Source organism: Rhizobium sp. No.120 (assembly GCF_054558365.1).
In genome coordinates, this window is record NZ_BAAJNQ010000004.1 from 59,539 (window position 1) to 80,158 (window position 20,620).

Consider the following 20,620-nt stretch of genomic DNA (forward strand, 5'->3'; position numbering starts at 1 on the left):
CTCAGGCCTCACCGTCCCATACGAGGACTCGGATCGGCGTCGGGTCGAAGCCGTTGCAGGGATTGTTGATCTGCGGGCAATTGGAAATGACGAGAAGCACGTCCATCTCGGCCTTGAGCTCGACATAGTCGCCAGGCGCGGAGATGCCGTCGACGATCGTCATTTCACCCGACGGTTCGATCGGCACGTTCATGAAGAAATTGATGTTGGGCACGACGTCGCGCTTGCCCATGCCATGCTTGGAGACTTCCAGCACGAAATTGTCGCGGCAGGCGTGAAGATATTTCGTGCCGTGGCCAAAGCGGACCGTGTTGCTCTCACAGGAGCAGGCGCCCGCCGAGGTGTCATGACGGCCGCAGCTGTCGGCGGTCATCGTCAGCATGACGCGCCCTTCGTTGGAGATGATCCGGGTGCCTGTAGTGATGTAGGCGGCGCCCTGCTCGCGCATCGTGTCCTGGTTGGAATAGCGCTCTGAATAATCCTCGGCATTGTAGAACAGCGTGTCGATTGCCTGCTGGCCGTAGCTGTCTTCGATGCGCAGCGTCTGGCCCTTGCGCACGATGGTCGAAAACGGCGCTTCTGCGGCGATGAAATGATCCTGCACCGCCTTGTCGAGCGTGCGGGAAGGCGCGGTCTGAATGAAATCGCTCATGATCGTCTCTCCCGGCTCAAAGATTGGCGAAGGCATTGTTTTCAAAGCCGCGTACGGCTTCGGCGGTAGCCGTACGGCACAGATCGTCTTCGGCGATCGGCTGTACGGCGATGCGGGTCACGGTCACCGGTTTCGGCGCGTAATGCGGGTCTGGATCGAGCGGGTGCGGGCAATTGGAAAAGCCGACGATCATGTCCATCTCGGCGCGAAGATGAACATAGTCGCCACCATGCAGAAGGTCCGGCTTCCAGGCGAACTTGCCGTCCGCATCGACTCGGACGGGCGCGAAAAGCGTAAAAGCTGCCGGAATATCGCGCCGATCCAAGCCTGCTTTCGTCGCGAGCAATATGAAATTATCGCGGCTGTTGCGCTGGCCTTGACCATATTTTGTCTCATTGGAGGCGGCGGTGGAGCCTCCTATCAGGCAATCATGGGCGCCGGAAGAATCCTCCGTCACCGAGAACATGACGCGGCCCATGTCGGAGAAGATCACGCGGCCCTTCGACAGCGCCGTCGTCCATTGCACCTTGACCGTATCGACGAGGTTCAGCCGTTCGCTCGGATCCGCCGCATTCCAGGCGATCAGTGACACGGCGGAAAAGCCCTGCTCCTGCGCGATGCGCAGCGTCTCACCCGCCCTGATGCGTGTCGACCAGTACCAGCCGCCGGGCAGGATCTCCCGGTGCAGGATAAGGGAAGGGTCGAACGGCGGGGCGGGGAGCGGACTTGCCGCCGGCAATGCCTTGGGTGCGAATTCCAGCCCCTTGCGTTGATGGTCTTCGTACCGCGCGCGATTGGCGGCGATTTCTTCCGGAGAACGTCTGACGTGCTGCATGGCTAAATATCTCCCGATGGTGCCAGGCCGTCCCGGCGGTGCCCCAGGGAAGAGACCGGGCCGTCCCGGTCGGGGCCTAAGATCGAAGCTGCGCCGGCAATGCGCGGCGGCCAGATGGAAATGTCCTTAGTAATAGTGGCGCCGTAGCGCTCCTTCTCTTCTGGCCTGTCGCGGCGGCGTTCGAAGGCGACGACGCGGGTCGCAAGCGTGAAAGCTTCGCGCATGTCATGGGTCACCATGACAACGGTCATTTGCGTCTCGTGCCAGAGGCGTTTCATCAATGTATGGATTTCGGCGCGGATGCCTGGATCGAGCGCACCGAAGGGTTCGTCGAGCAGCAGCACTTTCGGTCGCATGATGAGCGCTTGCGCAAGCGCCAGGCGTTGCTGCATGCCGCCGGAAAGCTGGGCCGGATATTTGTCCTCGGCGCCGGCAAGGCCGACTTCGGCAAGAAGCTGACGTGCCTCCTCGGTGGCATCGCGACGCGCCGAGCCGAAAAGCCTTGCCTTGTAGCGCGAGGCGGCAAGCTCCTTGCCGAGCAGCACGTTGCCCAGCGCGGTCAGATGCGGAAAGACCGAATAGCGCTGAAAGACCACGCCGCGGTCGGCGCCAGGTTCCGAGGGCAGGGCTGTCCCGTCGAGCAGGATCGTCCCGCGTGTCGGCTGCTCTTGCCCCAAAAGCATGCGCAGGAAGGTGGACTTGCCGCAGCCGGAGGGCCCGACGAGCGCGACGAAGGCACGCGAGGCAACCGTCAGCGAGACATCCTCAAGCACGATCTGGTCGCCATATTCTTTCCAGACCTTTTCTATTCTGAGCTCGCTCATGCCTGCTTCTCCAGTTCGGACCAGGGGAATACGGCGATGCGTATGCGATCGAGCAGGTAGTTCATGACCACGGCGAGCAGGGTGATCCAGACGACATAGGGAAAGATCACGTCCATCGAGAGATAGCGGCGGACGAGGAAGATGCGGTAGCCGAGCCCGGAATCGGACGAGATTGCCTCGGCGGCGATCAGGAACAGCCAGGCCGGGCCGAGCTGCAGCCGGAGGCAGGTGATCAGCCGTGGCAGGATCTGCGGCAGCACGACGCGAAGGGCGATCTGCCAGGAAGAGCCGCCAAGCGTTTCTGCCTTGACGATCTGTTCACGCGGCAGTTCCAGCGCCTTCAGGGCCAAGTCCCGCACCATCGTCGGTGCAACGCCGATGACGATGAGGGCGATCTTCGACGTTTCTCCAAGGCCCATGACGATGAACAGGATCGGCAGCAGCGCCAGCGGCGGTACCATGGAAATGACGGCAACGAAGGGCGACAGAAGCGCCCTTAGATAAGGGAGCATGCCGATCAGCATGCCCAGGCAAAGCGCGATCGCAGTGGAGATGCCGAGACCAGAGATCAACCGGACGAGGCTCGCTCCCGTATCGGACCACAAGAGGTAATCTCCCGTGCGCGGATCGGCGATGAAGGCCATGCGGTTGATGGCGTCGGCAAAGCCGGCGAAATTCGGAAGCAGCTTGTCATTGGCGTTTTCGGCAAGCCTTGCGGCGGAACCGATCGCATAGGCAATGATCAGCAGCGCAAAGGGCAAGAGCGTCAAGGCAAGCTGCGCGCCGGGACTTGGCTTGGTATTGATCCAACGCATGAATGGCTCCAAGAAATGAAAGGCTGGCGGCGCTGCCGCGCCGCCGTTCAAGGAAGCTCAGAGCAGACCGTCGGCAGCCGACTTCATGTAGGCTTCGGTGAAGCGAAGCTTGACGTTGTTGCCGTCGCCGAGGACCTTGCCGTCGGGCATTTCGATGCCGATGACATCGGCGGAAGGCGCGCCATTGCCGAGAAGCCCCTTCTGGAAGAGGAAGTTGCGCACGAGATCCATGGTCTTCGGCAGGTTCGGCGAGGTGGTGAAGGTGAGCGCATCGGCAGGCTTGTCGAAAAGGCGGGTCGCAGCGAGTTGCGCTTCGAAGCCCTTGAGGTCAGTGCCCGATGCTTTGCCCATGGCCTCGCGGGCAGCCTTGCCGTCCGGCGTGTCGGCCTTCAGCAGCGCGGCGGTTTCATACCAGATACCGGCGAGTGCCTTGCCGAAATTCGGATTGTCCTTCAGCACATTGCTGTTGGCGACCATCAGATCGACGATTTCGCCCGGCACCTGCGAACTATCGAAAACCTTCTTTGCGGTCGGGTCCTCAAGAATGGTGGAAACCAGGGGGTTCCAGGTCACCACGGCCGAGACGTCAGGCGTCTTATAGGCCGCAACCATATCGGCGTCCGAGGTGTTGACCACCTTCACGTCGCGTTCGCTGAGTTTGATGCTGTCAAGCGCGCGCGCCAGCAGATAATGCGAGACGGAATATTGGACGAGGTTGATGTTCTGGCCCTTGATGTCGGCGAGGTTCGTCTTGTCCTTGAGGATGACGGCGTCATTGCCGTTCGAAAAGTCGCCGACGATGACAGCCGTCGTATCGACGCCGCCGGCCGCAGGGATAGAGAGACCATCCATGTTGGTGAGCGTTACGGCATCGAAGGCGCCGGCCGTATATTGGTTCATCGACTCGACATAGTCGTTGAACTGCGTGACCTCGATATTGATGCCGTATTTATCCGCCCATTTCTTGACGATGCCGTGGTCGCTCGCATAGCCCCAAGGCATCCAGCCGACATAGATCGACCAGGCGACCTTGAAGCTGGTCTTCGGCGCAGCACTGGCGACGGAACCGAGCCCGAGGGCCAGCGATATGGACAGGGCTGTAACGGAAAGAATTCTCGAAAAAGTCTGCATTGAAATTCCCCTTTTGCTTTTTTCAAAAAGGGATTGGCAAAGACCATCGCGCCGCCAATCCCTTGGCTTACGAGGTCTCCCGGGCTTTTATCCCGCCGTGCATCCGGTGGGATTTCTCCCCCAGCCGGTGGTGGCTCTCGGACCAGCCACGCTCCATTTGAAGCGCCGGAACCCTAGCCACCAACTCAGGCAAATACAAAGCAAGTGGCGTGCCAGATCATAAGTAGTTGATTTCATTTATGAGAGGATTTTGTGCCTCCGGCGAAAAATTAAGCAATTTCAAAAAATGCACGAAAGATATGCAGGTGTACGGGTGCGTTCCGCCTGCTGGATGAGATCGAAATGCTACCTCATTTCGAAATGTTGGGCGCAAGGCACCACTCTTGGTGTGACCGGATTCCGAACATATCCGACTTGGCGCACAAGGCTGGGAATTGCCTCAGCGTACCAGCGCGTCCTTGGGAAAACCGGCAGCGAGGCTATCGATGAAGCTGCGGACCGCCGGCGGGAGGCCGCGGCGCGTCGTGAACACAATATGCACTAGTCCCTTCACCCCGCGCCAGGTCGGCAATACGCGCACGAGCTCGCCTGTATCGAGCGCTTGGCGGCAAGTGTGATCGGGCAGAAGAGCAACGCCCAGCCCTGCAAGCGCGGCTGCCCTCACGGCAGTAAAATCGGCGCAGCCCATCCTCGGCTCATGGCGGAACACGTGCGTCTGGCCCTCCTCCGTCTCGAGAAACCAATTGACCTCACCGTGGTCATCCGTCGTCGAAAGCGTCGGTTGGGTCGACAGGTCGGGGAGGCTGTGGATGCGACTGGCGATCTGTGCGTTTGCGACGAGAATTCGGACCGAATTTCCGAGCGATCGCATGGTCAGCGACGCGTCGCCATCGAGCGATGTGCGGACGCGGAGCGCAACATCGATCCGTTCCTCGATGAGGTCGACCGGGCGATCGATCGCGACGAGTTGCAGGCGCACCTTCGGATGTCGTGCCAGGAATTGCATCACAAGCGCGGAGATCGGCTCGACCAGTCCTGTCGGGCAGCTCATGCGGATCAGGCCATGCGGCTCCGATTGAGCTTCCGCCACGAGGGCTTCGGCGCGTTCGGCTTCCGTCAGCATCGCCTTGCAGCGCTCATAGAAGGATTGGCCGATATCGGTCACCCGAAAGCGGCGGCTCGATCTTTCGATCAGTCGCACCCCGAGCCGTTCCTCCAGCCCCGCTATCCTCCGGCTCAGCTTCGACTTCGGCTCCCGCAAAGCTCGTCCCGCAGCGGCGAATCCGCCATGGGCGACGACCTCGGCAAAGTAGAATAGATCGTTGAGGTCAGATCGCATCGTCGTTCTCCATTTAGAACGATGGGTACCAAATTTGCCGACTGTTTGCAGCATCGTTCTGCTGGCATGTTCTTTTCAACGGCAACGGGCCGCAGCAAAAGGAGCATGCAAGTGAGCAGGAAATTCGAAAACAAGGTCGTGATTGTAACCGGCGGCACAAGCGGTATCGGCCTTGCCACCGCAAAGGCTTTCTCTCAGGAAGGAGCTGCGGTTTTCATCACCGGGCGCCGCAAGGAAGCGCTCGACGCTGCCATCCAGGAGATCGGTGGCCGTGTCAAAGGTGTGCAGGCGGATATGAGTAAGCTCGTCGATATCGACCGCCTGTATGATGCTGTTCAGCAGGAGCATTCGCACATCGATGTGGTTTTTGCGAATGCAGGTGGTGGCGAGATGGTACCTCTCGGCGCGATTACCGAAGAACACTATCAGAAGACTTTCGATACCAACGTGAAGGGCACGCTCTTCACCGTACAGAAGGCGTTGCCGCTCCTGCGCGACGGGGGTTCGATTGTCCTCACCTCGTCGACGACGAGCATTTCCGGCACACCTGCCTTCAGCGTCTACTCTGCAACCAAGGCCGCCGTGCGCAACTTCGCCCGCAACTGGATCCTCGATCTCAAGGATCGCCACATTCGCGTCAACGCCGTTAGTCCCGGCGTTACCGAAACAGCCGGTCTCAACGAACTCTTCGGCAACGGTGAAAGTGCCGAGAACACGAAGAACTATCTCGCAACGCTCATCCCCGCCGGTCGCGTCGGGCAGCCCGACGAGATCGCAAAGGCAGTCCTCTTCCTCGCATCCGATGACGCTTCCTTCATAAACGGCATCGAACTCTTCGTCGATGGCGGTCAAGCCCAGATCTAAGGCATGATCGCAAGGAGAACGACCATATCAGGCATCGCAATGGTGCCTGATCTGCCTCCTTGTTGAAGATGTTTTGCGTGCCCGAAGACGAGCGTTGGAGCGGCATCGCCATAGTAAGGCGCGCTCGCTCCTCGATGACGTGGGCGCGCATATCTGCGAATGAACGCTGTCTGAATAGTGCCTTCAGCTTCTGTTCCAATGAGAGCTTCTAGAACAAAGACGTTCAACCGCGGTCCTATCCGCCTCAGGAGACATAGTCATGATCCGCACCTCTCTCATTGCAACCGCATTCGTCGCTCTTGCCGGCTTCTCCATTACCGCGCCCGCGATGGCCAACGATGTCCGCATTGAGCAATATGGCTGGTGGAACTCCGCCGGCGGCGCTCAGGAAGGATATGGAAACCGGATCAGAACCTATCAGAACGGCGGCTATAACCGGATTGTCGGCCATCAATATGGTCGTCACAATCTTTCAGCTGTCGGCCAGGAGGGCCATGACAACTATGGCGCCACCTATCAGAACGGCGACCGCAACGTAGCCGGCATCGGTCAGTTCGGCTCCAACCATACGACCATTCTCACCCAGGACGGCAATGGCAATATCGCAGCCGGCGTACAGGTCGGTCATGGTTGCAGCGCCAATGTCAGCCAGGGCGGTAACGGCAATGTCGCTGCCTTTGTCCAGGCATGCCCTTAAGACGTAGACGCGACGACAAAAACATCAAGATCTCAACTGCAAGCCGTCAGGAGGATGACTCATGGCAATTAACGTCAAATATCCGCGCCATCTGATGGCGATTCTAGCGCTGGTCCTACTTCCCGTCGGCGCGGTAGCCGCCATGACCGCAGCCAACCAATCCGACGGGGCGCAGCTTTGCGAAATCAAGGCAACGTCTGGAGCAGGTATGGTGCGACTGGATGCGCTCGTCCACGCCGACACGCATGTCGGCGGGACCTACACTTTCCATGTGGAGAAAGCCGGAAACGGTGGCAGCTCTGCGACCAACCAAAGCGGCGATTTCGATGCCAAGGCGGGACAGGCTGCAATCCTCAGCTCCGTTTCGCTCGACTCCAAAGGGACGGAATACAAGGCGACGCTTGATGTCGTGATCGGAAACAAGAGTTTCAGCTGCACGAAGAAAAGCAATGATAACTGATGGGCCTACAGGCTCTCCAAATTCCCTAAAAGGGCGCCGACTTCCGGCGCCCTTTTGCTTTCCATCAGCCTGAATGACTGAACCAGAACTGAACGCGTAATTCCGAATTGGTTCAGCCGCAAAATGCGAGAGTTGATCATCGGCCAAGGCAGCCGACACATGGAGATCAGGATGAGCCGCAACGTATTTAAGATCCTTACCGTCACCCTTCTTGCCGGGACCCTGGGGCAGGTGGCATTGGATGTGCCAGCCTATGCCGGCGGCCGGATCTCGTTCAATCTCGCACCTGACAATGCCGAGGATGCCAATCTTTTTTCCACCGGATTGCGGATCTATTCGCTCTACCGCGATCTGAAGGGCGCCGACATCCGGCAGCTGGGCCGTGGCAATGCGGCCGGCATCGCTCAGGCTGGCCGTGGCAACGTCGGCTTCATCCAGCAGCGGGGCAATGGCCACTCCGCGACCTTGCGGCAGAATGGCAATAACAATGCCTACGGCATTTTTCAATATGGGCGAAATACGGAAACCAACGTCGAGCAGGATGGGGATAACGGCATTGGTGCTACCTTCAGCTATGGCTGGTAAGGCGGTTCAAAGCAGCACAAGAGTGATGGATATCCGCTGTCATCGCTTTATTGGCAATAGAGACCGATCGAGCGGTATCGCCTTCCATGGAAGGCGGCTCGCTGTCCGCAGATCGGATCCGAGTAACTCGATCTGCGATGGAGAAACCCGAACTATAGCCAGGCTCTCTTGGGGATAGGCCTTGTTGGGGAAATCGCTTTTCAGCCTAGTTCCAGCTGCAAAGATTCGTGCGAGAATACGCATCCGATTGTTTCACTTTTTGAGCTGCACAATGCCTGAAGAGATCGAGGTTGATACCGATAAGTTGCGTGAAGCTATCGACGAGGAGATCGAGCGAAAATCCGCCTCATTGCTGCGCTTCATCGCTCTGACGACGGCGTTCTTTGCCGCACTCGCGGCAATCGGCTCGCTTTTGGCGGGGGGCTCGATCAACGAGGCGCTGGCTTTAAAGACCGAGGCGGCTCAAAAGCAGGCCCAGGCCTCCGACCAGTGGGCTTATTATCAGGCGAAAGGTATCAAGGCTGCGATCCTCAAATCGCAGATGGAGCTGCTTGCCGCGCAGGGCAAGCCGGTGGCGCCGGATCTCGAGGAAACGAGTCGGCGATATGCGGACGAAGAAAAATCCATCAGCGCTGCAGCCAATGCACTTGAAAAAATGCGAGACGAGAAGGATGAGGAGGCAAATCTCCTTATTCACCGCCACCACTACTACGCCTATGCGGTCGCCATGTTGCAGGTGGCAATCGCGTTGGGTGCCGTGGCAGCCCTGACCCGCAAGCGCCCGGCGTGGTGGGGATCTGCAGCTCTGGGTCTTTTGGGTGGCATGCTGCTATTGTGGGCCTGGATCGCCGGGTAATTCAGCCTTCGCCGTCATACGCTGCGTCAGAACCAACCCTTCACCTTGAACCAAACCAGGGGGATGACGGTGCTCAGTATGATGACTGCCCAACCATATTGATATCCCCAAGCCCAATCATATTCGGGCATATTCTTGAAGTTCATGCCGTAGATGCCGGCGACAAGTGTCGGGGGAATGCCGGCGATCGACACGATGGTCAGAACCTTGAATATGTCGTTCTGAGCGATGCCGATCAATCCGACGAGAGCGTCCAGCACGAACTGGACTTTGTTGGCAAGTTGCTCTTCATAGTCCACGAGCGAGTGTATATCCCGGCATAGTCCTGCCAGGCGCGGCTCAAGGTTTTCCGACCATCCCTTGGCTTGCTGTTCCGTATAGGTCACAACGCGTCCGAGACCCTGCAAACCGTCTCGAATTTCGGAGAGACGGTCTCCCAAGCGCCCCACCTGGCGCAATTGCGCTCGCAACAGCTTGTTGGCTCGGGCTGCGCGGTGGCGGCGAGGGTCCTCTGCACGAAAGGCACCCGTTGAAAGACCGTTGAGCTCTCCTGCCAGGTGCTCAAGGGCATCGGCCACGCGGTCGACAATGTCCTCGCAGAGCAAGGTGAACACCTCAAGGCTCGATTTTGGCGCATCCTGCGCGGCAAAACTGGCTGCGACGGCGTCCACCGCGGGCAACGCCATAAACCGGACTGTGACCAGGCGATCCATGGATAAAACGAAGCCGATGGGAGGGGTTGTATCGGCTCCCTCCGGATGCCGGGCCGCCGATGGCGTACTCATGTAGAGCACGCCATGCTGATTTCTCAGTCGGCTCGACGTTTCGATTTCACTGAGCGCACCTAGGGAAGGAAGGGGGGCACCAACGACCTTTTCCACCTCCGCGAGCTCAGCGCTGGTGGGGTTCAGGAGGTCGATCCATAGAGCGTCTGCCAACGCTTGCGGCTTGCCCTTTTTATCCTCTTGCGGCACCGGGAAAAGACTTAGCATCTCTCGTGATCACTCCGTGCGGTGCGGCGAGGAGCTCTCGCCTCGTTTAAAGACTGCGGCGACAACCAATCGTCGCCTGTCGAACTTCCGGACCTGGCCTTCACGAGACTCACTGCTGATCGCAGATCGGGATCGGCCGGGCAGGCGGCGCGGGATGGTCCTTCTTATACTGGACGATGATCGGCTCAAGGGTCTCCTTGGGCCAGAACTTGGGCGTGCCGATTTCCTTCAGGCAGGATTCGTTCCAGTACAATCCGGATTGGGCGGGGGAACGTCCCGCGGCAACGGCTTTGGCAACCGCCTTGATGTCCGAGGACTCCGGATAGATGTAAAGCGTCGTCGGATTGTCCTTCACCATGGAGATGATCTGGTTGGCATCCGAGGCAGACCAGCTGGTGCAGCCGTCGCTACGGCCGCCGGCATATTCGACGAGCTTGCCGAGCGGAACATATCCGTCGCGGTTGGCGTAGGGGCTTTGCGGGTCCTTCTTCATGCAAATGCCGGCAACCTTGGCCGCCGCATGTCCGCCGATGGCCCGCTGCCGCGCATTGGCGGTTTCGCCCTCACCGTCAAACTGGAGGAAGGTGCGAAGATAGGCGGCCTCTTTCGCCTGCGAGAGCTTGTAGTAACCCTTGAAGGTCGTCTTCGTCTCTTCCGTCACATAGGAGCCGCCCGTCGTCAGGTTGGAGTCCATAGCGTTGCCGAAGTTCTTCGCACACATGCGCCCATTGCCGAAATCGGCAACCCCTTTGAGATCGCGACCGCTGCCGTGGCCCGATGAGACGACGCGAAAGGTCTGAGTGGCCTCGCAGACAATATAGAAGCGGCCCGCCGACTTGCCGTCATTCGGCGTGTTCGGGCGGGTTGCGTCCATGGCGAAGTAGCAGGGATTTCTGACCGTCCCCTCGCTCACTTTCCGCATGTAGAGAGCACGCGCTCTCTGCAGGACCGGCAGGGCAATCTGCCCGTCTCCGGTGCCGACATAGGCGCCGAGCCATGCCGGAATATCCTGCTGCCGGCTCGCTGCCAGTGATTGCGATGTGGCGGGGACGACGAGGGCGAGGGAGCAAAGGCTGAGCATCTGGGCGACGCTTCGAAGGGCATATCTCAACCGCACGGAATTGGTTCTCCTATCAAATATACCGGGTCCGCACCGGTCGCTGCTGTCTGAAGCGATTTTGACAGCCAGCCTGCCCCACAAGCCTGGCTGTCATGCACTCGAATCCAGAAATCATATTTGTGCGCTGCTTTGCTGAACGAGACCCTAACAGGCGCGAGAATCTCTGCTGACAAGGAAAATTCCCTACCGGTATTCATTTTCTCTACCCGTTTTGCGTCAGCATTCTTCAGGGATCACGGCGCAAATATGGCGAAGCTCGGACAGGCCTATGGTGTCGAAGATCCGACTTCTGGGACCACACCGATTTCCGGATAGGATCGTGTCAAGCTGATAGCGGAAGATGCTAGGGGGTGCCATGGTTCGATCGATATCGGGCGTAATCGGCCATTGCTTCCGGTGCTAGGTCCTGCAGCTCCTTCGAGCTCGGACGCCCCTTGAGATGGATGAATATTGGACGCGGCTTATCGGTTTGAGTAAGCCTTAGATAGGTGCTTTCAAGTGGCCGCTTCGTAAGCCACTCAGGGTCATGACCGAACGTTATTTTCAGCTGAGCGCGATTGAGCTGGTACGCGTTCGCAAACGGTCCGATACAGCTCAGTTCGACAATCGTCGCCGAATCCAACAGTACCGCGGTCACCGTTCGCAGAGAGGTTGATATTCCCGAAACTATTGCGAAGATCGCACCCAATACTACCCATATGATCAAACGCCGGCGGGTGAAGAATGGACCCTCGTCGAGCATTTCGATCGCAGCTCCGTTTCGATTCGGCCTGCGAACTGATGCGGCAAAACCGGAAACGATGGCTATCTGCAGGAGAAAGCTGCTCAGGAATATTGCAGCCATGCGAGGGCTACAGTCGAAACTTGAGAAGAAACCGTCGTCGAGGACTACCATCACCCTTCCTCGTGTTGCGTACGAGACTATCACATGTGCCCAAAGGAAATCTTACTTCTCAAGGCTGTATCGAGGCGAAATAGAAAAGGGCCCCGTAGGGCCCTGGTGATTGGTCGAGGCGAAGCTCAGCGCTGGAGGTTGACCAGCACGTCCAACAGCTCGGAGCCGGTCTGGAACACCTTGGAATTGGCCGTGTAGCTCTTCTGCGCCTGGATCATGTCAGTGAGCTGGCCGGCTAGGTCGACGTTCGACGCTTCCAGCGAGTTGGACTGGATGTAGCCGAGGCCGTTGCTGTTGGCGAAGCTGGTAACGGTCACGCCGGAATCGGCATTGGCCTGATAGACGTTGCCGCTCATAAGCGTCAGCTTGTCCGGACTTGCAACGGTTGCCAGCGGAATCTGATAGATCGCCTTCGGATCGCCTTTCGCATAGTTGGCGTAGACGACGCCGTTCTTGTCGATAGTGACGCCAGTGACGGGCGCTGCTGCCTGCCCATTGGTGGACCCCGTGGAGGCGAAAGCCGAGGCTTTCTGGGTCATCTTGGTCAGGTCCATCGCAATCGACCCGGCGGTCTTCGGATCGGTGATCGTAAAGCTGCCGCCGCTTGTCATATTCCCATTTGTATCGAAGGTCAGCGTGCTTGTCGCAACGGGGCCGGATGAGTACGGGAAGGATGAACCGGTACCCGTCGCCGCGTCGGCATTGCGGTAGACGGCGACTTGCCACTGATCCGTCTTTGGCGGCGTTGTGGTGATGTCGGCAGCCTGCGTCTTCGTATAATAGATGTCATACATGACAGTGTTGCCGAGTTTGTCGTAGGCAACCACCGAGCTTTTCTGGGTGTCCGATGTAGTTGTCGCCAAGTTTGCGCCTGGTAACGTCTCGGTTGCGCTAGGAACCACAACCTTAGCACCCGAATTGAGGTTGCCGGTAAAGCTGCCGGAGGTAGAGGCAGAGTTTGCAAGGCCGCTCTGGTTGACATTGATCGGCACGAGGCCGTCGAAGCCGTTGACGACGACGGCGGGTGCTCCAGACGCATAAGAATAGCCCATCAGCGTATAGCCGGCGGAATTGACGAGATTGCCATTGGCGTCCGGTTTGAAGTCACCCGCGCGTGTCAGAACTGTCTTGCCGTCGGCGCCCTGCACGACGAAGAAGCCGGCGCCTCTGATCGACAGGTCGGTGCCGGAGTTCGTGGATATGGCGTCGCCCTGCTGCGTCACCGAATAGCTGATATTCGTCTCGACGCTGCCCGAATTGTAGCTGCCGCCGCCCGATGGCAGGATCAATGACGAAAAGCTGGCGTCTGCCGACTTGTAGGCCGTTGTGTTGACGTTCGCGATGTTGTCCGACACGGTGCTAAGCTTATTTGCTTGCGCGTTCATGCCTGAAACGGACGTTTTCATGCTACCAAAGATGCTCATTGGTTCCTCGCACGTTGCTGATGCCGCTACGATAGCGAGGGTGACTTGTGTGAAACTGGCTTTTTCCTGTCTCGCACAGTCGAGAAAAGCCTTTCGCTCCGATGAACAGGCGTACGGCGGAGCTTTGAATTCCGGTGAGGCTGTCAAGTCAGATCGTGCCTATTGCGTGGGCAGACGCGGGGCAGGAAAGTCCAGCACGCGGTTGGTATAGCTTTCGATCAACGCACTGAACGGCGTGCCGTCCGGCAGCTTCAATACGGCGTGATGTTCGAGAAGAAACGGAGGTAGGGCGAGAGGTGCGCCTGCGGATAGGGGCAGATCGGCGCCGCTATCCCATCCTTGCGGGAGAGGCGACCAGAGCAACTTTGCCGCCAGATTCGTGCGGGAGAAATTAAGGGCCTGAACGGCACGACCGAAGGCGACGTCGCTCGTTTCAAGGGTCTTGTTCATATCTGCCGTAAGCTTTGCCGGCACATACCAGTTGTCCGCTTCAGACAGCACGCGATCGCCGCAGGCGAGGCGCACGCGGCGATAGGCGACAGGCTCGTCAGCTCCGACCGCCAGCAGTTTCCGGATTTCAGTATTGGCAGGCTTGTCCTGGCCGCGCACGCGTTGCGCAACGATTTTCGAGCCTTCCGGGGCAAGCTTATGCGCAGCGCACCAGCGATCGAGCGTCAGCGTGGCGCTGGCATTGCTGAGCAGATCGGCATTCAGCGTCTGCAGGATTGCCAGTGCTTCCAGACGCGAGGTCGGCGTATCGGGCCACTGGGAACCAGCCGCCATCTCCTGCGCGATCGCCGTCTGCGTGCCAAGGGCAATAGCGAGGGAACTGCCGAGAGTGATCATACGGGCGAATGACGGGGGCTTTGATGGCATGCGCTGAAATCCTCCGGCGGATTTGATTTTACGGCCGAGGCCTTATGGCTGACTAATATGTCGCTGGCATAAATGGCAGGCCCGCCGTCATTGGCAAGACCCGAAATATTGGGTGGGGCGAATCTATGATCCGATTGCGTTCAGACCTGTGACGGCCATCCGAATAAGACCCGCCGTGGCGACAAAGGCCAGAGCGGAGACGAACAGCGCCGCCAGGATCATCAGACCATCCCGTGCCATCAGGGCGACCGCGATCGCCACGAGGGCAACGACCGGCAGATAGTTGCCGAGCGGGATCGGCAGGGCAATGGCTATCGCCAGCAGGAAGATCGGGAATGAGAGCAGCCATTGCATGGTCGCGCCCGTAAAGAGGGTCAGCCGTCCCGGACGAACGATGGTTTCGATCCTGGCGAGGATAGGTGTGCTGTAACGCACGGTGAGTTCCACGATTGAGGGCGAAAGCATCCGCCGGCTCAGGAAGGCCGGCAGCCATATGGTTCGGCGACCGATTGCAATCTGCGCCGCTACCACGGCAAGCGCACTGCCAAACGCGACGCCGAACGGTCCTGGTATCGGGATGAGAGCGGGCAGGGATAGAAAGAGAATGGTGAAGGCCGTGCTCGTATGCCCGAGGCCGCAGAGCACTTCACCCACCGAAATGCCGCCTTGCTCATGGGCGAGCCTGGCTAGATCGCGCAGCCGAGCCGATGCGGTATCGTCATGCTGTGTGGTGCCGGCTGTCTGTTGGGTCATCCGACGTCACCGGAGGTGGCTGATGTGGGTCTAGCTTCAGGCTTCATCTCCAGCTTCTCCCTTTCCCTGTAAGAGCTTGATGACGGGCGCACAGTCCGGATTGCTTTTGTCAAGCAGATCGGCAGGGCTGCTCCAGCCGGTCGAGAGGCCGAGGACGGTGGAAATCGTCCAGAAAGTGTCTTCGGAGGCGCGTTGCGCCAGCGCCGGGACCTCGGACGAGAGACATGCCTGCGATTGCCTGATGATCTCGACGGGCTGCCCGGCGGCAGCGGCATGCCGCTCGATTTCGGCTTGAAGCGGACCAAGGGCGAAAGTTGCGAAAAGGGCTGCGAGGAGATTGGAGATCATGTCTGTACCTTGTTGGAGATCCGTTTGAAGCGGGGAGGGAAGTGCCCCAGAGTGGGGGCACCTCACGGCATCAAGCGTTTTCGGTTTTGTCGCGCGTTTTCAGCAGGCTCCAGCCCACGCCGCTTGCGATGATGGCGAAGGTGATCCCGAGCGAGAGGGCGGCCGGGAATTTTTCCAGACCCAGCATGTCGGCGACGAAGATCTTCGAACCGATGAAGACGAGCACGATGGCGAGCGCCGGCTTCAGATATTGAAAGCGATGGATCATGGCGGCGAGCGCGAAGTAGAGCGCCCGTAGGCCGAGGATCGCGAAGATATTCGACGTATAGACGATGAACGGATCGGTGGTGATCGCGAAGATAGCAGGAACGGAATCAACGGCAAAGATCACGTCTGCCACTTCGATCAGCACGAGTGCCATGAGAAGCGGGGTGATGAACCAGACCATCTTACCTGTCTGCGGATGCGGCTGCTTGACGAAAAAGTGCTCGCCGTGATGATTTTCGGTGACGTTGAAGCGGTTGCGCATGAAGCGCACGAGCGGGTTCTTCGAGACGTCGGGCTCGGCATCTTTCACGACCAGCATCTTGATGCCGGTGATGATAAGGAAGGCCGCGAAAACATAGAGAAGCCATGAGAATTCGGCTACCAAAGTCGCGCCGACGCCGATCATGATGGCGCGCAGCACGATGACGCCGAGAATGCCCCAGAAGAGCACGCGGTGCTGATAGAGGCGGGGCACGGCGAAGAAGGCGAAGATAAGCGCAATGACGAAGACGTTGTCGAGAGCCAGCGTCTTTTCGACGACGAAGCCCGTCATATAGGCCAAGCCGGAATCGGCACCGAGATACCACCATACCCAGCCGCCGAAGGCGAGGCCGAGCGTGATGTAAAGGACGGAGAGCTTGATGCTCTCGCCGACGCCGATCTCCTTGTTTTCCTTATGCAGGACGCCAAGATCGAAGGAGAGGATGGCGATGACGAGCGCTAGGAAGCTCATCCACATCCACAGCGGCTTTCCCAGCCATTCGACGAAAAGCAAAGACGTTTCCATGAGAGAAAACCTCTGTCGGCGCAGTGTCGGAAACGGTCCGACATCGCAAGAGCGCCGACGGCTCTCACCAGAGGGGCCCGGACCAGCGGGTTGGCTGATAGCTGGGAAGCGATTGTTTGCCTTTCAAGGGGCTCGCGCGCATTTGCGGGCGAGCGGCAACGTCATTTGCTGGTCTAATCCATGGCCCGACCGATATGGATGCCGTAAACGCTTGCCCGCTCCTGTGCGACGAAATCTGCCAGAGCGAGGGGGATTTCGACGAAGCTGCTGTGCCGCCCGAGTATGTGGAATCCTTTTGGAAGACAGGTCGCGATGCGGTCGATTATCTTTTCATAATCGACAACAAGCAGTTCCCGGCCGGCCACCAAGTGGAAAAGATCCGTATCGGCGATAACGTGTTCGTTTTCGCAAAACCAGTAGGAGGAGATCGTCAGGTCGGGAAGATAGCCGATCGGTGCCGGCAGGTTTCGTTGCTCGAACTGGAAACGTCCAGGGAGCCCGGCAGCCGATATCAGCTCCCTGGCGAGAGAAAGCTGATGTTCGGATATGTCCAGCCCGTGAAGCTGAAGCTCGGGATTGCCGGCGAGATAGGCAAAGGCAAGGCTGAAGGCGCCGGAGCCACAGCCGAGGTCGCATACCCTTTTATACTTGTGAACAGTTGTTCCAAGGCTGGTAAGCGCCTGCAGGCATTTCAGGGAGTTTCGCATCCCGAATGCGCGCATGAAGGCATCGGCGGCGCGACTATAGTCGAATATCTCGATCTGGCGCCTGCTTTCGACGGCGTTACGCAAGGCAATGGAATCGTTGCTGGGATGATAAAGATGATTACATCTGAGCAGGACTTCGGCAAATTCTTCGAAATGCCGCGTCTGTACGTCCGTCGTCATGCAAGCCGATCCTCGCCAGGGAGATTGTCTTGGTGTGATTGGAAAGGCTGCATGCGCCGAAAGCAAGCCCTCAAAACTTGCCCTTGACGCTCAATAGCCACAAGGCGCGCCGCGGCAATTGTCGAGAGCCGTTGCGATGTCAGCCGTGCGGCAAGGGAACCGGAAATCCCTCGAAGGTCTTGAGGGTATCGAGTACGATGGACGTTTTCACATGCTGGACAGATTCATGCGGCAGCAGCACGTCGTTGACGAAACGGGAGAGATCGGTGAGCCCGCGGGTGGCGACCTTCAGATGATAGTCCATTTCGCCCGTTAGCGCATAGGCTTCCAGCACCTCCGGCAGCCCGTTGATGAGTTGCGAAAACCGGCGGGCATTATCGCGATTATGAGTGGCGAGCGTCACCGAAATGACCACGAGCATGTCCAGCCCAAGCTTCTGCCGGTCGAGATTGGCCTGATAGCTGCGAATATAGCCTTCCGCCTCCAGCCGGGTGCGACGGCGCGAGCATTGAGAAGGGGAGAGCGCGATGCGTTCACCCAGCTCGTTGTTCGTCAACCTGCCGTCTTTCTGAAGCTCCTCCAGCAGACGCAGATCCAATCTATCGAGCTGTTCTTCCATTGCGCAAAATCCTTAAAACTCTCACGATACATGCGTAATATTTGCTTGTTCGATTAGGATGACAAGTTTCTACGCGCTACTATCTGCGAAGCTTGCATGGTGAAAGGTTGCGGATGACGATGAATTGACAGGAACGTTTGCATGCGAGTTTGGCTTTTTAGATACGGCACATACAATCTGCATTGCTTATCGGTTTCTGTTTTGGAATTAGCGGTTGAGAAAGTTGACCCTCTTTTACATGATTGTCATCTGGTTTTTATAAGTGGGGAGCGGGAAGCAACCAACGCAGGGGGTATAAATGCGTAAACTTCTTCTCGCCATGATGTCTGCGACCGTAATGTCCGGCGCAGCCCATGCAGCGACAGTCTATCCGTTGGACCGGGCAACGGTACTCGCCGGCTCTCCGTTCGATTTCAAGGTGGAATTCAGCAAGGTCGTCAAACCGGAAGATGTGAAGGTCACGGTCAACGGCGAAAGCTACGATGCCGTTTTCGGCAAGGCGGCCGATTTCGTCGCCGAGGAAAAAGGCGCTGAGGACAAGGTTCTCGGATCTGCCCTGATTCTGCGGGGCGTCAAGCTCGCAAAGCCCGGCCAGTACAAGGTTGAGGTTTCGGCCGGCGATGAGAAGAAGTCCGTCAACTGGGATGTCTATGGCACATCGGCCACGCCGAAAGCCAAGAATATCATCTTCCTGCTCGGCGATGGTCTCTCCGTTGCCCATCGTACCGGCGCCCGCCTCATGTCCAAGGGCATGACCGAAGGCAAGGCCAATGGCCGCCTCGCCATGGACGACATCCCGCCGGTCGCCTTCATCGGCACGTCGTCAACCTCGGCCATCGCCACCGACAGCGCCAACACCATGTCGGCCTACATGACCGGCCATAAGTCGGCGGTCAACGCCCTCGGCGTCTATGCCGACCGCACGCCAGCGAGCCTCGACGACCCGAAGGTCGAGACCATCGGCGAGGCCCTGCGCCGCACCGGTAAGAAATCGCTCGGCATCGTCACCACGGCCGAGGTCGAGGACGCGACGCCGGCAGCGCTCGTCTCCCACACCCGCAAGCGCGGCGACAAGGCCGATATCGTCGGCATGATGTACGACGTCAAGCCGGATGTCCTGCTCGGCGGCGGCTCGGCCTATTTCCTGGCGAAAAGCGTGCCCGGTTCCAAGCGCAAGGATGACAAGGACTATATCGCGCTCTTCAAGGATGCCGGCTATGCCGTTGCGACCGACAAGAACGAACTGGCGGCTGCCGCCGGCTCGAACCAGGACAAGCTGCTCGGCCTCTTCCACACTGGCAATCTCGACGTCACGCTCGACCGCGAATTCCTCAAGAAGGGCACTGTCGACAAGTTCCCGAACCAGCCTGGCCTCGTCGATATGACCAAGGTCGCGCTCGGCAAGCTTTCTAAGAACCCCGACGGCTTCTTCCTGATGGTCGAGGGTGCCTCCATCGACAAGATGAGCCATCCGCTCGATTGGGACCGTGCTCTGGTCGATACGATCGAGTTCGACAAGGCCGTTGCGGTTGCCCGGGAATTCCAGGCCAAGAATCCGGATACGCTTGTTGTCGTCACCGGCGACCATACCCATGGCGTCTCGATCATCGGCACTGTCGACGATAACAAGCCGGGCACGGAAATGCGCGAGAAGGTCGGCACCTATGCGGCGGCCGGCTTCCCGAACTATGAGGACAAGGATGGCGACGGCTATCCGGATCGCATCGACGTTTCGCGTCGCCTCTTCATGGCCGCCAATAACGGCCCTGACCATTACGAGACCTTCCGTCCGAAGCTCGATGGTCCTTTCGTTCCGGCTGTTCAAAACGAGAAGAAGGAATATGTCGCCAACGAAGCCTACAAGGACGTGCCCGGCGCCGTCTTCGTGCAGGGTAACCTTCCGAAGGACGAGGACAGCGGCGTTCACGCCGTCGACGACGTCGTGCTCCAGGCGGCTGGCCCCGGTGCCGAAGGTTTCCGTGGTTACATGGAACAGAGCGATGTCTACCGCGTGCTGGCCGATACTTTCGCGCTCGGCACCGAAAAGATGTAAGTCGCTAGAGATCGTATAAGCAAGGACAGGCGGCTTCGAGGCCGCCTGTCTCTTCATCTTCTATGGGGGATGCGATGTCCGGGGACAGGATCGCCACCATCAATCGTCGGGGCTTTTTGGCCGCCGCCGCGGTTTTGCCTATCATGGGCATTGCGACACGCGCGAATGCCTCGGATACACTGGGTTTTGGCGAGCTCTACAAGAGCTTCGGTCCGCTTGGGCTCGAATTTTCGGACAAGGTGAAGCAGTTGAATGGCAAGGACGTCGCCATCAACGGCTTCATGGCACCGCCTTTGAAGGCTGAGGCAGCTTTCTTCGTGCTGACAGAAATCCCGATGTCGCTTTGCCCCTTCTGCTCTTCCGATGCCGACTGGCCCGATAATATCGTGGTCGTTTATCTCTCGTCGAAGCAGACCTTCGTCCAGTACAACGCGCCGATCATGGCGCATGGCGTGCTGGAATTCGGCTCGTGGACCGACCCCGAAACCGGCTTCATCAGCCAATTGCGTCTTCGGGACGCCTCGTTCAGGACTGTCTGATC

Annotated in this window: 23 protein-coding genes and 1 riboswitch; of the genes, 7 read left to right on the forward strand and 16 right to left on the reverse strand. The window is 58.7% G+C overall.

Going from position 1 to position 20,620, the window contains the following annotated elements; all coding sequences use genetic code 11:
* Position 1: 1 nt before the first annotated feature.
* From ACYJRZ_RS14225 to ACYJRZ_RS14250, 6 genes are all read right to left on the reverse strand, one after another.
* Positions 2-652 (reverse strand): urea amidolyase associated protein UAAP2, encoded by a 651-nt coding sequence (locus ACYJRZ_RS14225; protein ID WP_112608571.1) that lies wholly within the window; start codon positions 650-652, stop codon positions 2-4.
* A 16-nt stretch (positions 653-668) separates the two neighbouring features.
* Entirely contained in the window at positions 669-1,487 is an 819-nt protein-coding gene (locus tag ACYJRZ_RS14230) for an urea amidolyase associated protein UAAP1 (RefSeq protein WP_459459730.1), read from the reverse strand.
* A gap of 2 nt (positions 1,488-1,489) precedes the next feature.
* On the reverse strand, positions 1,490-2,311 hold the full coding sequence (locus ACYJRZ_RS14235) for an ABC transporter ATP-binding protein (protein ID WP_459459732.1): 822 nt from the start codon (positions 2,309-2,311) through the stop codon (positions 1,490-1,492).
* Complete coding sequence (locus ACYJRZ_RS14240; protein WP_459459734.1) at positions 2,308-3,126, reverse strand: ABC transporter permease; 819 nt, start codon at positions 3,124-3,126, stop codon at positions 2,308-2,310. Before ACYJRZ_RS14240 ends, ACYJRZ_RS14235 begins: the two co-directional genes overlap by 4 nt.
* A 57-nt stretch (positions 3,127-3,183) precedes the next feature.
* The gene (locus tag ACYJRZ_RS14245) at positions 3,184-4,257 is read right to left on the reverse strand and encodes a putative urea ABC transporter substrate-binding protein (protein ID WP_459459736.1); all 1,074 of its coding nucleotides are present in this window, start codon (positions 4,255-4,257) and stop codon (positions 3,184-3,186) included.
* 74 nt (positions 4,258-4,331) lie between these two features.
* A riboswitch (guanidine-I (ykkC/yxkD leader) is annotated at positions 4,332-4,445 on the reverse strand.
* A gap of 251 nt (positions 4,446-4,696) precedes the next feature.
* Positions 4,697-5,596, reverse strand: coding sequence for a LysR substrate-binding domain-containing protein (locus ACYJRZ_RS14250; protein WP_459459738.1), 900 nt, complete (start codon positions 5,594-5,596; stop codon positions 4,697-4,699).
* A gap of 105 nt (positions 5,597-5,701) precedes the next feature.
* Here ACYJRZ_RS14250 and ACYJRZ_RS14255 point away from each other — a divergent pair, with 105 nt between their 5' ends.
* From ACYJRZ_RS14255 to ACYJRZ_RS14275, 5 genes are all read left to right on the forward strand, one after another.
* Entirely contained in the window at positions 5,702-6,460 is a 759-nt protein-coding gene (locus ACYJRZ_RS14255) for an SDR family NAD(P)-dependent oxidoreductase (protein ID WP_459459740.1), read from the forward strand.
* A 259-nt stretch (positions 6,461-6,719) separates the two neighbouring features.
* Complete coding sequence (locus ACYJRZ_RS14260; protein ID WP_459459742.1) at positions 6,720-7,157, forward strand: curlin; 438 nt, start codon at positions 6,720-6,722, stop codon at positions 7,155-7,157.
* 61 nt (positions 7,158-7,218) lie between these two features.
* Positions 7,219-7,617: a curli-like amyloid fiber formation chaperone CsgH gene (gene csgH, locus ACYJRZ_RS14265; RefSeq protein ID WP_459459744.1), complete on the forward strand. Its 399-nt coding sequence runs from the start codon at positions 7,219-7,221 to the stop codon at positions 7,615-7,617.
* Between the two features lie 171 nt (positions 7,618-7,788).
* Positions 7,789-8,202 carry a curlin gene (locus ACYJRZ_RS14270; protein WP_459459746.1) on the forward strand — a complete coding sequence of 138 codons (414 nt, stop codon included), beginning with the start codon at positions 7,789-7,791 and terminating at the stop codon, positions 8,200-8,202.
* Positions 8,203-8,473: 271 nt separating this feature from the next.
* Complete coding sequence (locus ACYJRZ_RS14275) at positions 8,474-9,058, forward strand: DUF4337 family protein (protein ID WP_459459748.1); 585 nt, start codon at positions 8,474-8,476, stop codon at positions 9,056-9,058.
* A 26-nt stretch (positions 9,059-9,084) separates the two neighbouring features.
* On the opposite strand, the gene ACYJRZ_RS14280 is transcribed toward ACYJRZ_RS14275, so the two are convergent.
* From ACYJRZ_RS14280 to ACYJRZ_RS14325, 10 genes are all read right to left on the reverse strand, one after another.
* On the reverse strand, positions 9,085-10,050 hold the full coding sequence (locus tag ACYJRZ_RS14280) for a magnesium transporter CorA family protein (protein ID WP_459459750.1): 966 nt from the start codon (positions 10,048-10,050) through the stop codon (positions 9,085-9,087).
* A 109-nt stretch (positions 10,051-10,159) separates the two neighbouring features.
* Positions 10,160-11,167 carry a hypothetical protein gene (locus tag ACYJRZ_RS14285; protein WP_459459752.1) on the reverse strand — a complete coding sequence of 336 codons (1,008 nt, stop codon included), beginning with the start codon at positions 11,165-11,167 and terminating at the stop codon, positions 10,160-10,162.
* 346 nt (positions 11,168-11,513) lie between these two features.
* Positions 11,514-12,065 (reverse strand): hypothetical protein, encoded by a 552-nt coding sequence (locus ACYJRZ_RS14290; RefSeq protein ID WP_459459754.1) that lies wholly within the window; start codon positions 12,063-12,065, stop codon positions 11,514-11,516.
* A gap of 125 nt (positions 12,066-12,190) precedes the next feature.
* Positions 12,191-13,489, reverse strand: a complete 1,299-nt coding sequence (locus tag ACYJRZ_RS14295; RefSeq protein ID WP_459459755.1) for a flagellar hook protein FlgE — start codon at positions 13,487-13,489, stop codon at positions 12,191-12,193.
* 159 nt (positions 13,490-13,648) lie between these two features.
* Positions 13,649-14,365, reverse strand: coding sequence for a hypothetical protein (locus ACYJRZ_RS14300; protein WP_459459757.1), 717 nt, complete (start codon positions 14,363-14,365; stop codon positions 13,649-13,651).
* A gap of 123 nt (positions 14,366-14,488) precedes the next feature.
* Positions 14,489-15,118 carry an exopolysaccharide biosynthesis protein gene (locus tag ACYJRZ_RS14305; RefSeq protein ID WP_459459759.1) on the reverse strand — a complete coding sequence of 210 codons (630 nt, stop codon included), beginning with the start codon at positions 15,116-15,118 and terminating at the stop codon, positions 14,489-14,491.
* Positions 15,119-15,154: 36 nt separating this feature from the next.
* Positions 15,155-15,466 carry a hypothetical protein gene (locus tag ACYJRZ_RS14310; protein WP_459459761.1) on the reverse strand — a complete coding sequence of 104 codons (312 nt, stop codon included), beginning with the start codon at positions 15,464-15,466 and terminating at the stop codon, positions 15,155-15,157.
* 70 nt (positions 15,467-15,536) lie between these two features.
* On the reverse strand, positions 15,537-16,520 hold the full coding sequence (locus ACYJRZ_RS14315) for a TerC family protein (RefSeq protein ID WP_459459763.1): 984 nt from the start codon (positions 16,518-16,520) through the stop codon (positions 15,537-15,539).
* Between the two features lie 173 nt (positions 16,521-16,693).
* The gene (locus ACYJRZ_RS14320; RefSeq protein WP_459459765.1) at positions 16,694-17,407 is read right to left on the reverse strand and encodes an SAM-dependent methyltransferase; all 714 of its coding nucleotides are present in this window, start codon (positions 17,405-17,407) and stop codon (positions 16,694-16,696) included.
* A gap of 139 nt (positions 17,408-17,546) precedes the next feature.
* Positions 17,547-18,026 (reverse strand): Lrp/AsnC family transcriptional regulator, encoded by a 480-nt coding sequence (locus tag ACYJRZ_RS14325; protein ID WP_459459767.1) that lies wholly within the window; start codon positions 18,024-18,026, stop codon positions 17,547-17,549.
* Positions 18,027-18,324: 298 nt separating this feature from the next.
* Here ACYJRZ_RS14325 and ACYJRZ_RS14330 point away from each other — a divergent pair, with 298 nt between their 5' ends.
* Both ACYJRZ_RS14330 and ACYJRZ_RS14335 read left to right on the forward strand, forming a co-directional pair.
* Positions 18,325-20,079 (forward strand): alkaline phosphatase, encoded by a 1,755-nt coding sequence (locus ACYJRZ_RS14330; RefSeq protein WP_459459769.1) that lies wholly within the window; start codon positions 18,325-18,327, stop codon positions 20,077-20,079.
* Positions 20,080-20,153: 74 nt separating this feature from the next.
* Complete coding sequence (locus tag ACYJRZ_RS14335) at positions 20,154-20,618, forward strand: hypothetical protein (protein ID WP_459459771.1); 465 nt, start codon at positions 20,154-20,156, stop codon at positions 20,616-20,618.
* Positions 20,619-20,620 lie beyond the last annotated feature (2 nt).

Excerpts from the sequence above, each read along its gene's own strand:
- ACYJRZ_RS14315 (WP_459459763.1), bottom strand. The coding sequence starts at position 16,520 with ATGGAAACGTCTTTGCTTTTCGTCGAATGGCTGGGAAAGCCGCTGTGG.
- ACYJRZ_RS14275 (WP_459459748.1), top strand. The coding sequence starts at position 8,474 with ATGCCTGAAGAGATCGAGGTTGATACCGATAAGTTGCGTGAAGCTATC.
- ACYJRZ_RS14335 (WP_459459771.1), top strand. The coding sequence starts at position 20,154 with ATGTCCGGGGACAGGATCGCCACCATCAATCGTCGGGGCTTTTTGGCC.
- ACYJRZ_RS14280 (WP_459459750.1), bottom strand. The coding sequence starts at position 10,050 with ATGCTAAGTCTTTTCCCGGTGCCGCAAGAGGATAAAAAGGGCAAGCCG.
- ACYJRZ_RS14305 (WP_459459759.1), bottom strand. The coding sequence starts at position 15,118 with ATGACCCAACAGACAGCCGGCACCACACAGCATGACGATACCGCATCG.
- ACYJRZ_RS14250 (WP_459459738.1), bottom strand. The coding sequence starts at position 5,596 with ATGCGATCTGACCTCAACGATCTATTCTACTTTGCCGAGGTCGTCGCC.
- ACYJRZ_RS14270 (WP_459459746.1), top strand. The coding sequence starts at position 7,789 with ATGAGCCGCAACGTATTTAAGATCCTTACCGTCACCCTTCTTGCCGGG.
- ACYJRZ_RS14325 (WP_459459767.1), bottom strand. The coding sequence starts at position 18,026 with ATGGAAGAACAGCTCGATAGATTGGATCTGCGTCTGCTGGAGGAGCTT.
- ACYJRZ_RS14290 (WP_459459754.1), bottom strand. The coding sequence starts at position 12,065 with ATGGTAGTCCTCGACGACGGTTTCTTCTCAAGTTTCGACTGTAGCCCT.
- ACYJRZ_RS14260 (WP_459459742.1), top strand. The coding sequence starts at position 6,720 with ATGATCCGCACCTCTCTCATTGCAACCGCATTCGTCGCTCTTGCCGGC.
- ACYJRZ_RS14310 (WP_459459761.1), bottom strand. The coding sequence starts at position 15,466 with ATGATCTCCAATCTCCTCGCAGCCCTTTTCGCAACTTTCGCCCTTGGT.
- ACYJRZ_RS14320 (WP_459459765.1), bottom strand. The coding sequence starts at position 17,407 with ATGACGACGGACGTACAGACGCGGCATTTCGAAGAATTTGCCGAAGTC.
- csgH (WP_459459744.1), top strand. The coding sequence starts at position 7,219 with ATGGCAATTAACGTCAAATATCCGCGCCATCTGATGGCGATTCTAGCG.
- ACYJRZ_RS14330 (WP_459459769.1), top strand. The coding sequence starts at position 18,325 with ATGCGTAAACTTCTTCTCGCCATGATGTCTGCGACCGTAATGTCCGGC.
- ACYJRZ_RS14255 (WP_459459740.1), top strand. The coding sequence starts at position 5,702 with ATGCAAGTGAGCAGGAAATTCGAAAACAAGGTCGTGATTGTAACCGGC.
- ACYJRZ_RS14225 (WP_112608571.1), bottom strand. The coding sequence starts at position 652 with ATGAGCGATTTCATTCAGACCGCGCCTTCCCGCACGCTCGACAAGGCG.
- ACYJRZ_RS14245 (WP_459459736.1), bottom strand. The coding sequence starts at position 4,257 with ATGCAGACTTTTTCGAGAATTCTTTCCGTTACAGCCCTGTCCATATCG.
- ACYJRZ_RS14295 (WP_459459755.1), bottom strand. The coding sequence starts at position 13,489 with ATGAGCATCTTTGGTAGCATGAAAACGTCCGTTTCAGGCATGAACGCG.
- ACYJRZ_RS14240 (WP_459459734.1), bottom strand. The coding sequence starts at position 3,126 with ATGCGTTGGATCAATACCAAGCCAAGTCCCGGCGCGCAGCTTGCCTTG.
- ACYJRZ_RS14235 (WP_459459732.1), bottom strand. The coding sequence starts at position 2,311 with ATGAGCGAGCTCAGAATAGAAAAGGTCTGGAAAGAATATGGCGACCAG.
- ACYJRZ_RS14300 (WP_459459757.1), bottom strand. The coding sequence starts at position 14,365 with ATGCCATCAAAGCCCCCGTCATTCGCCCGTATGATCACTCTCGGCAGT.
- ACYJRZ_RS14230 (WP_459459730.1), bottom strand. The coding sequence starts at position 1,487 with ATGCAGCACGTCAGACGTTCTCCGGAAGAAATCGCCGCCAATCGCGCG.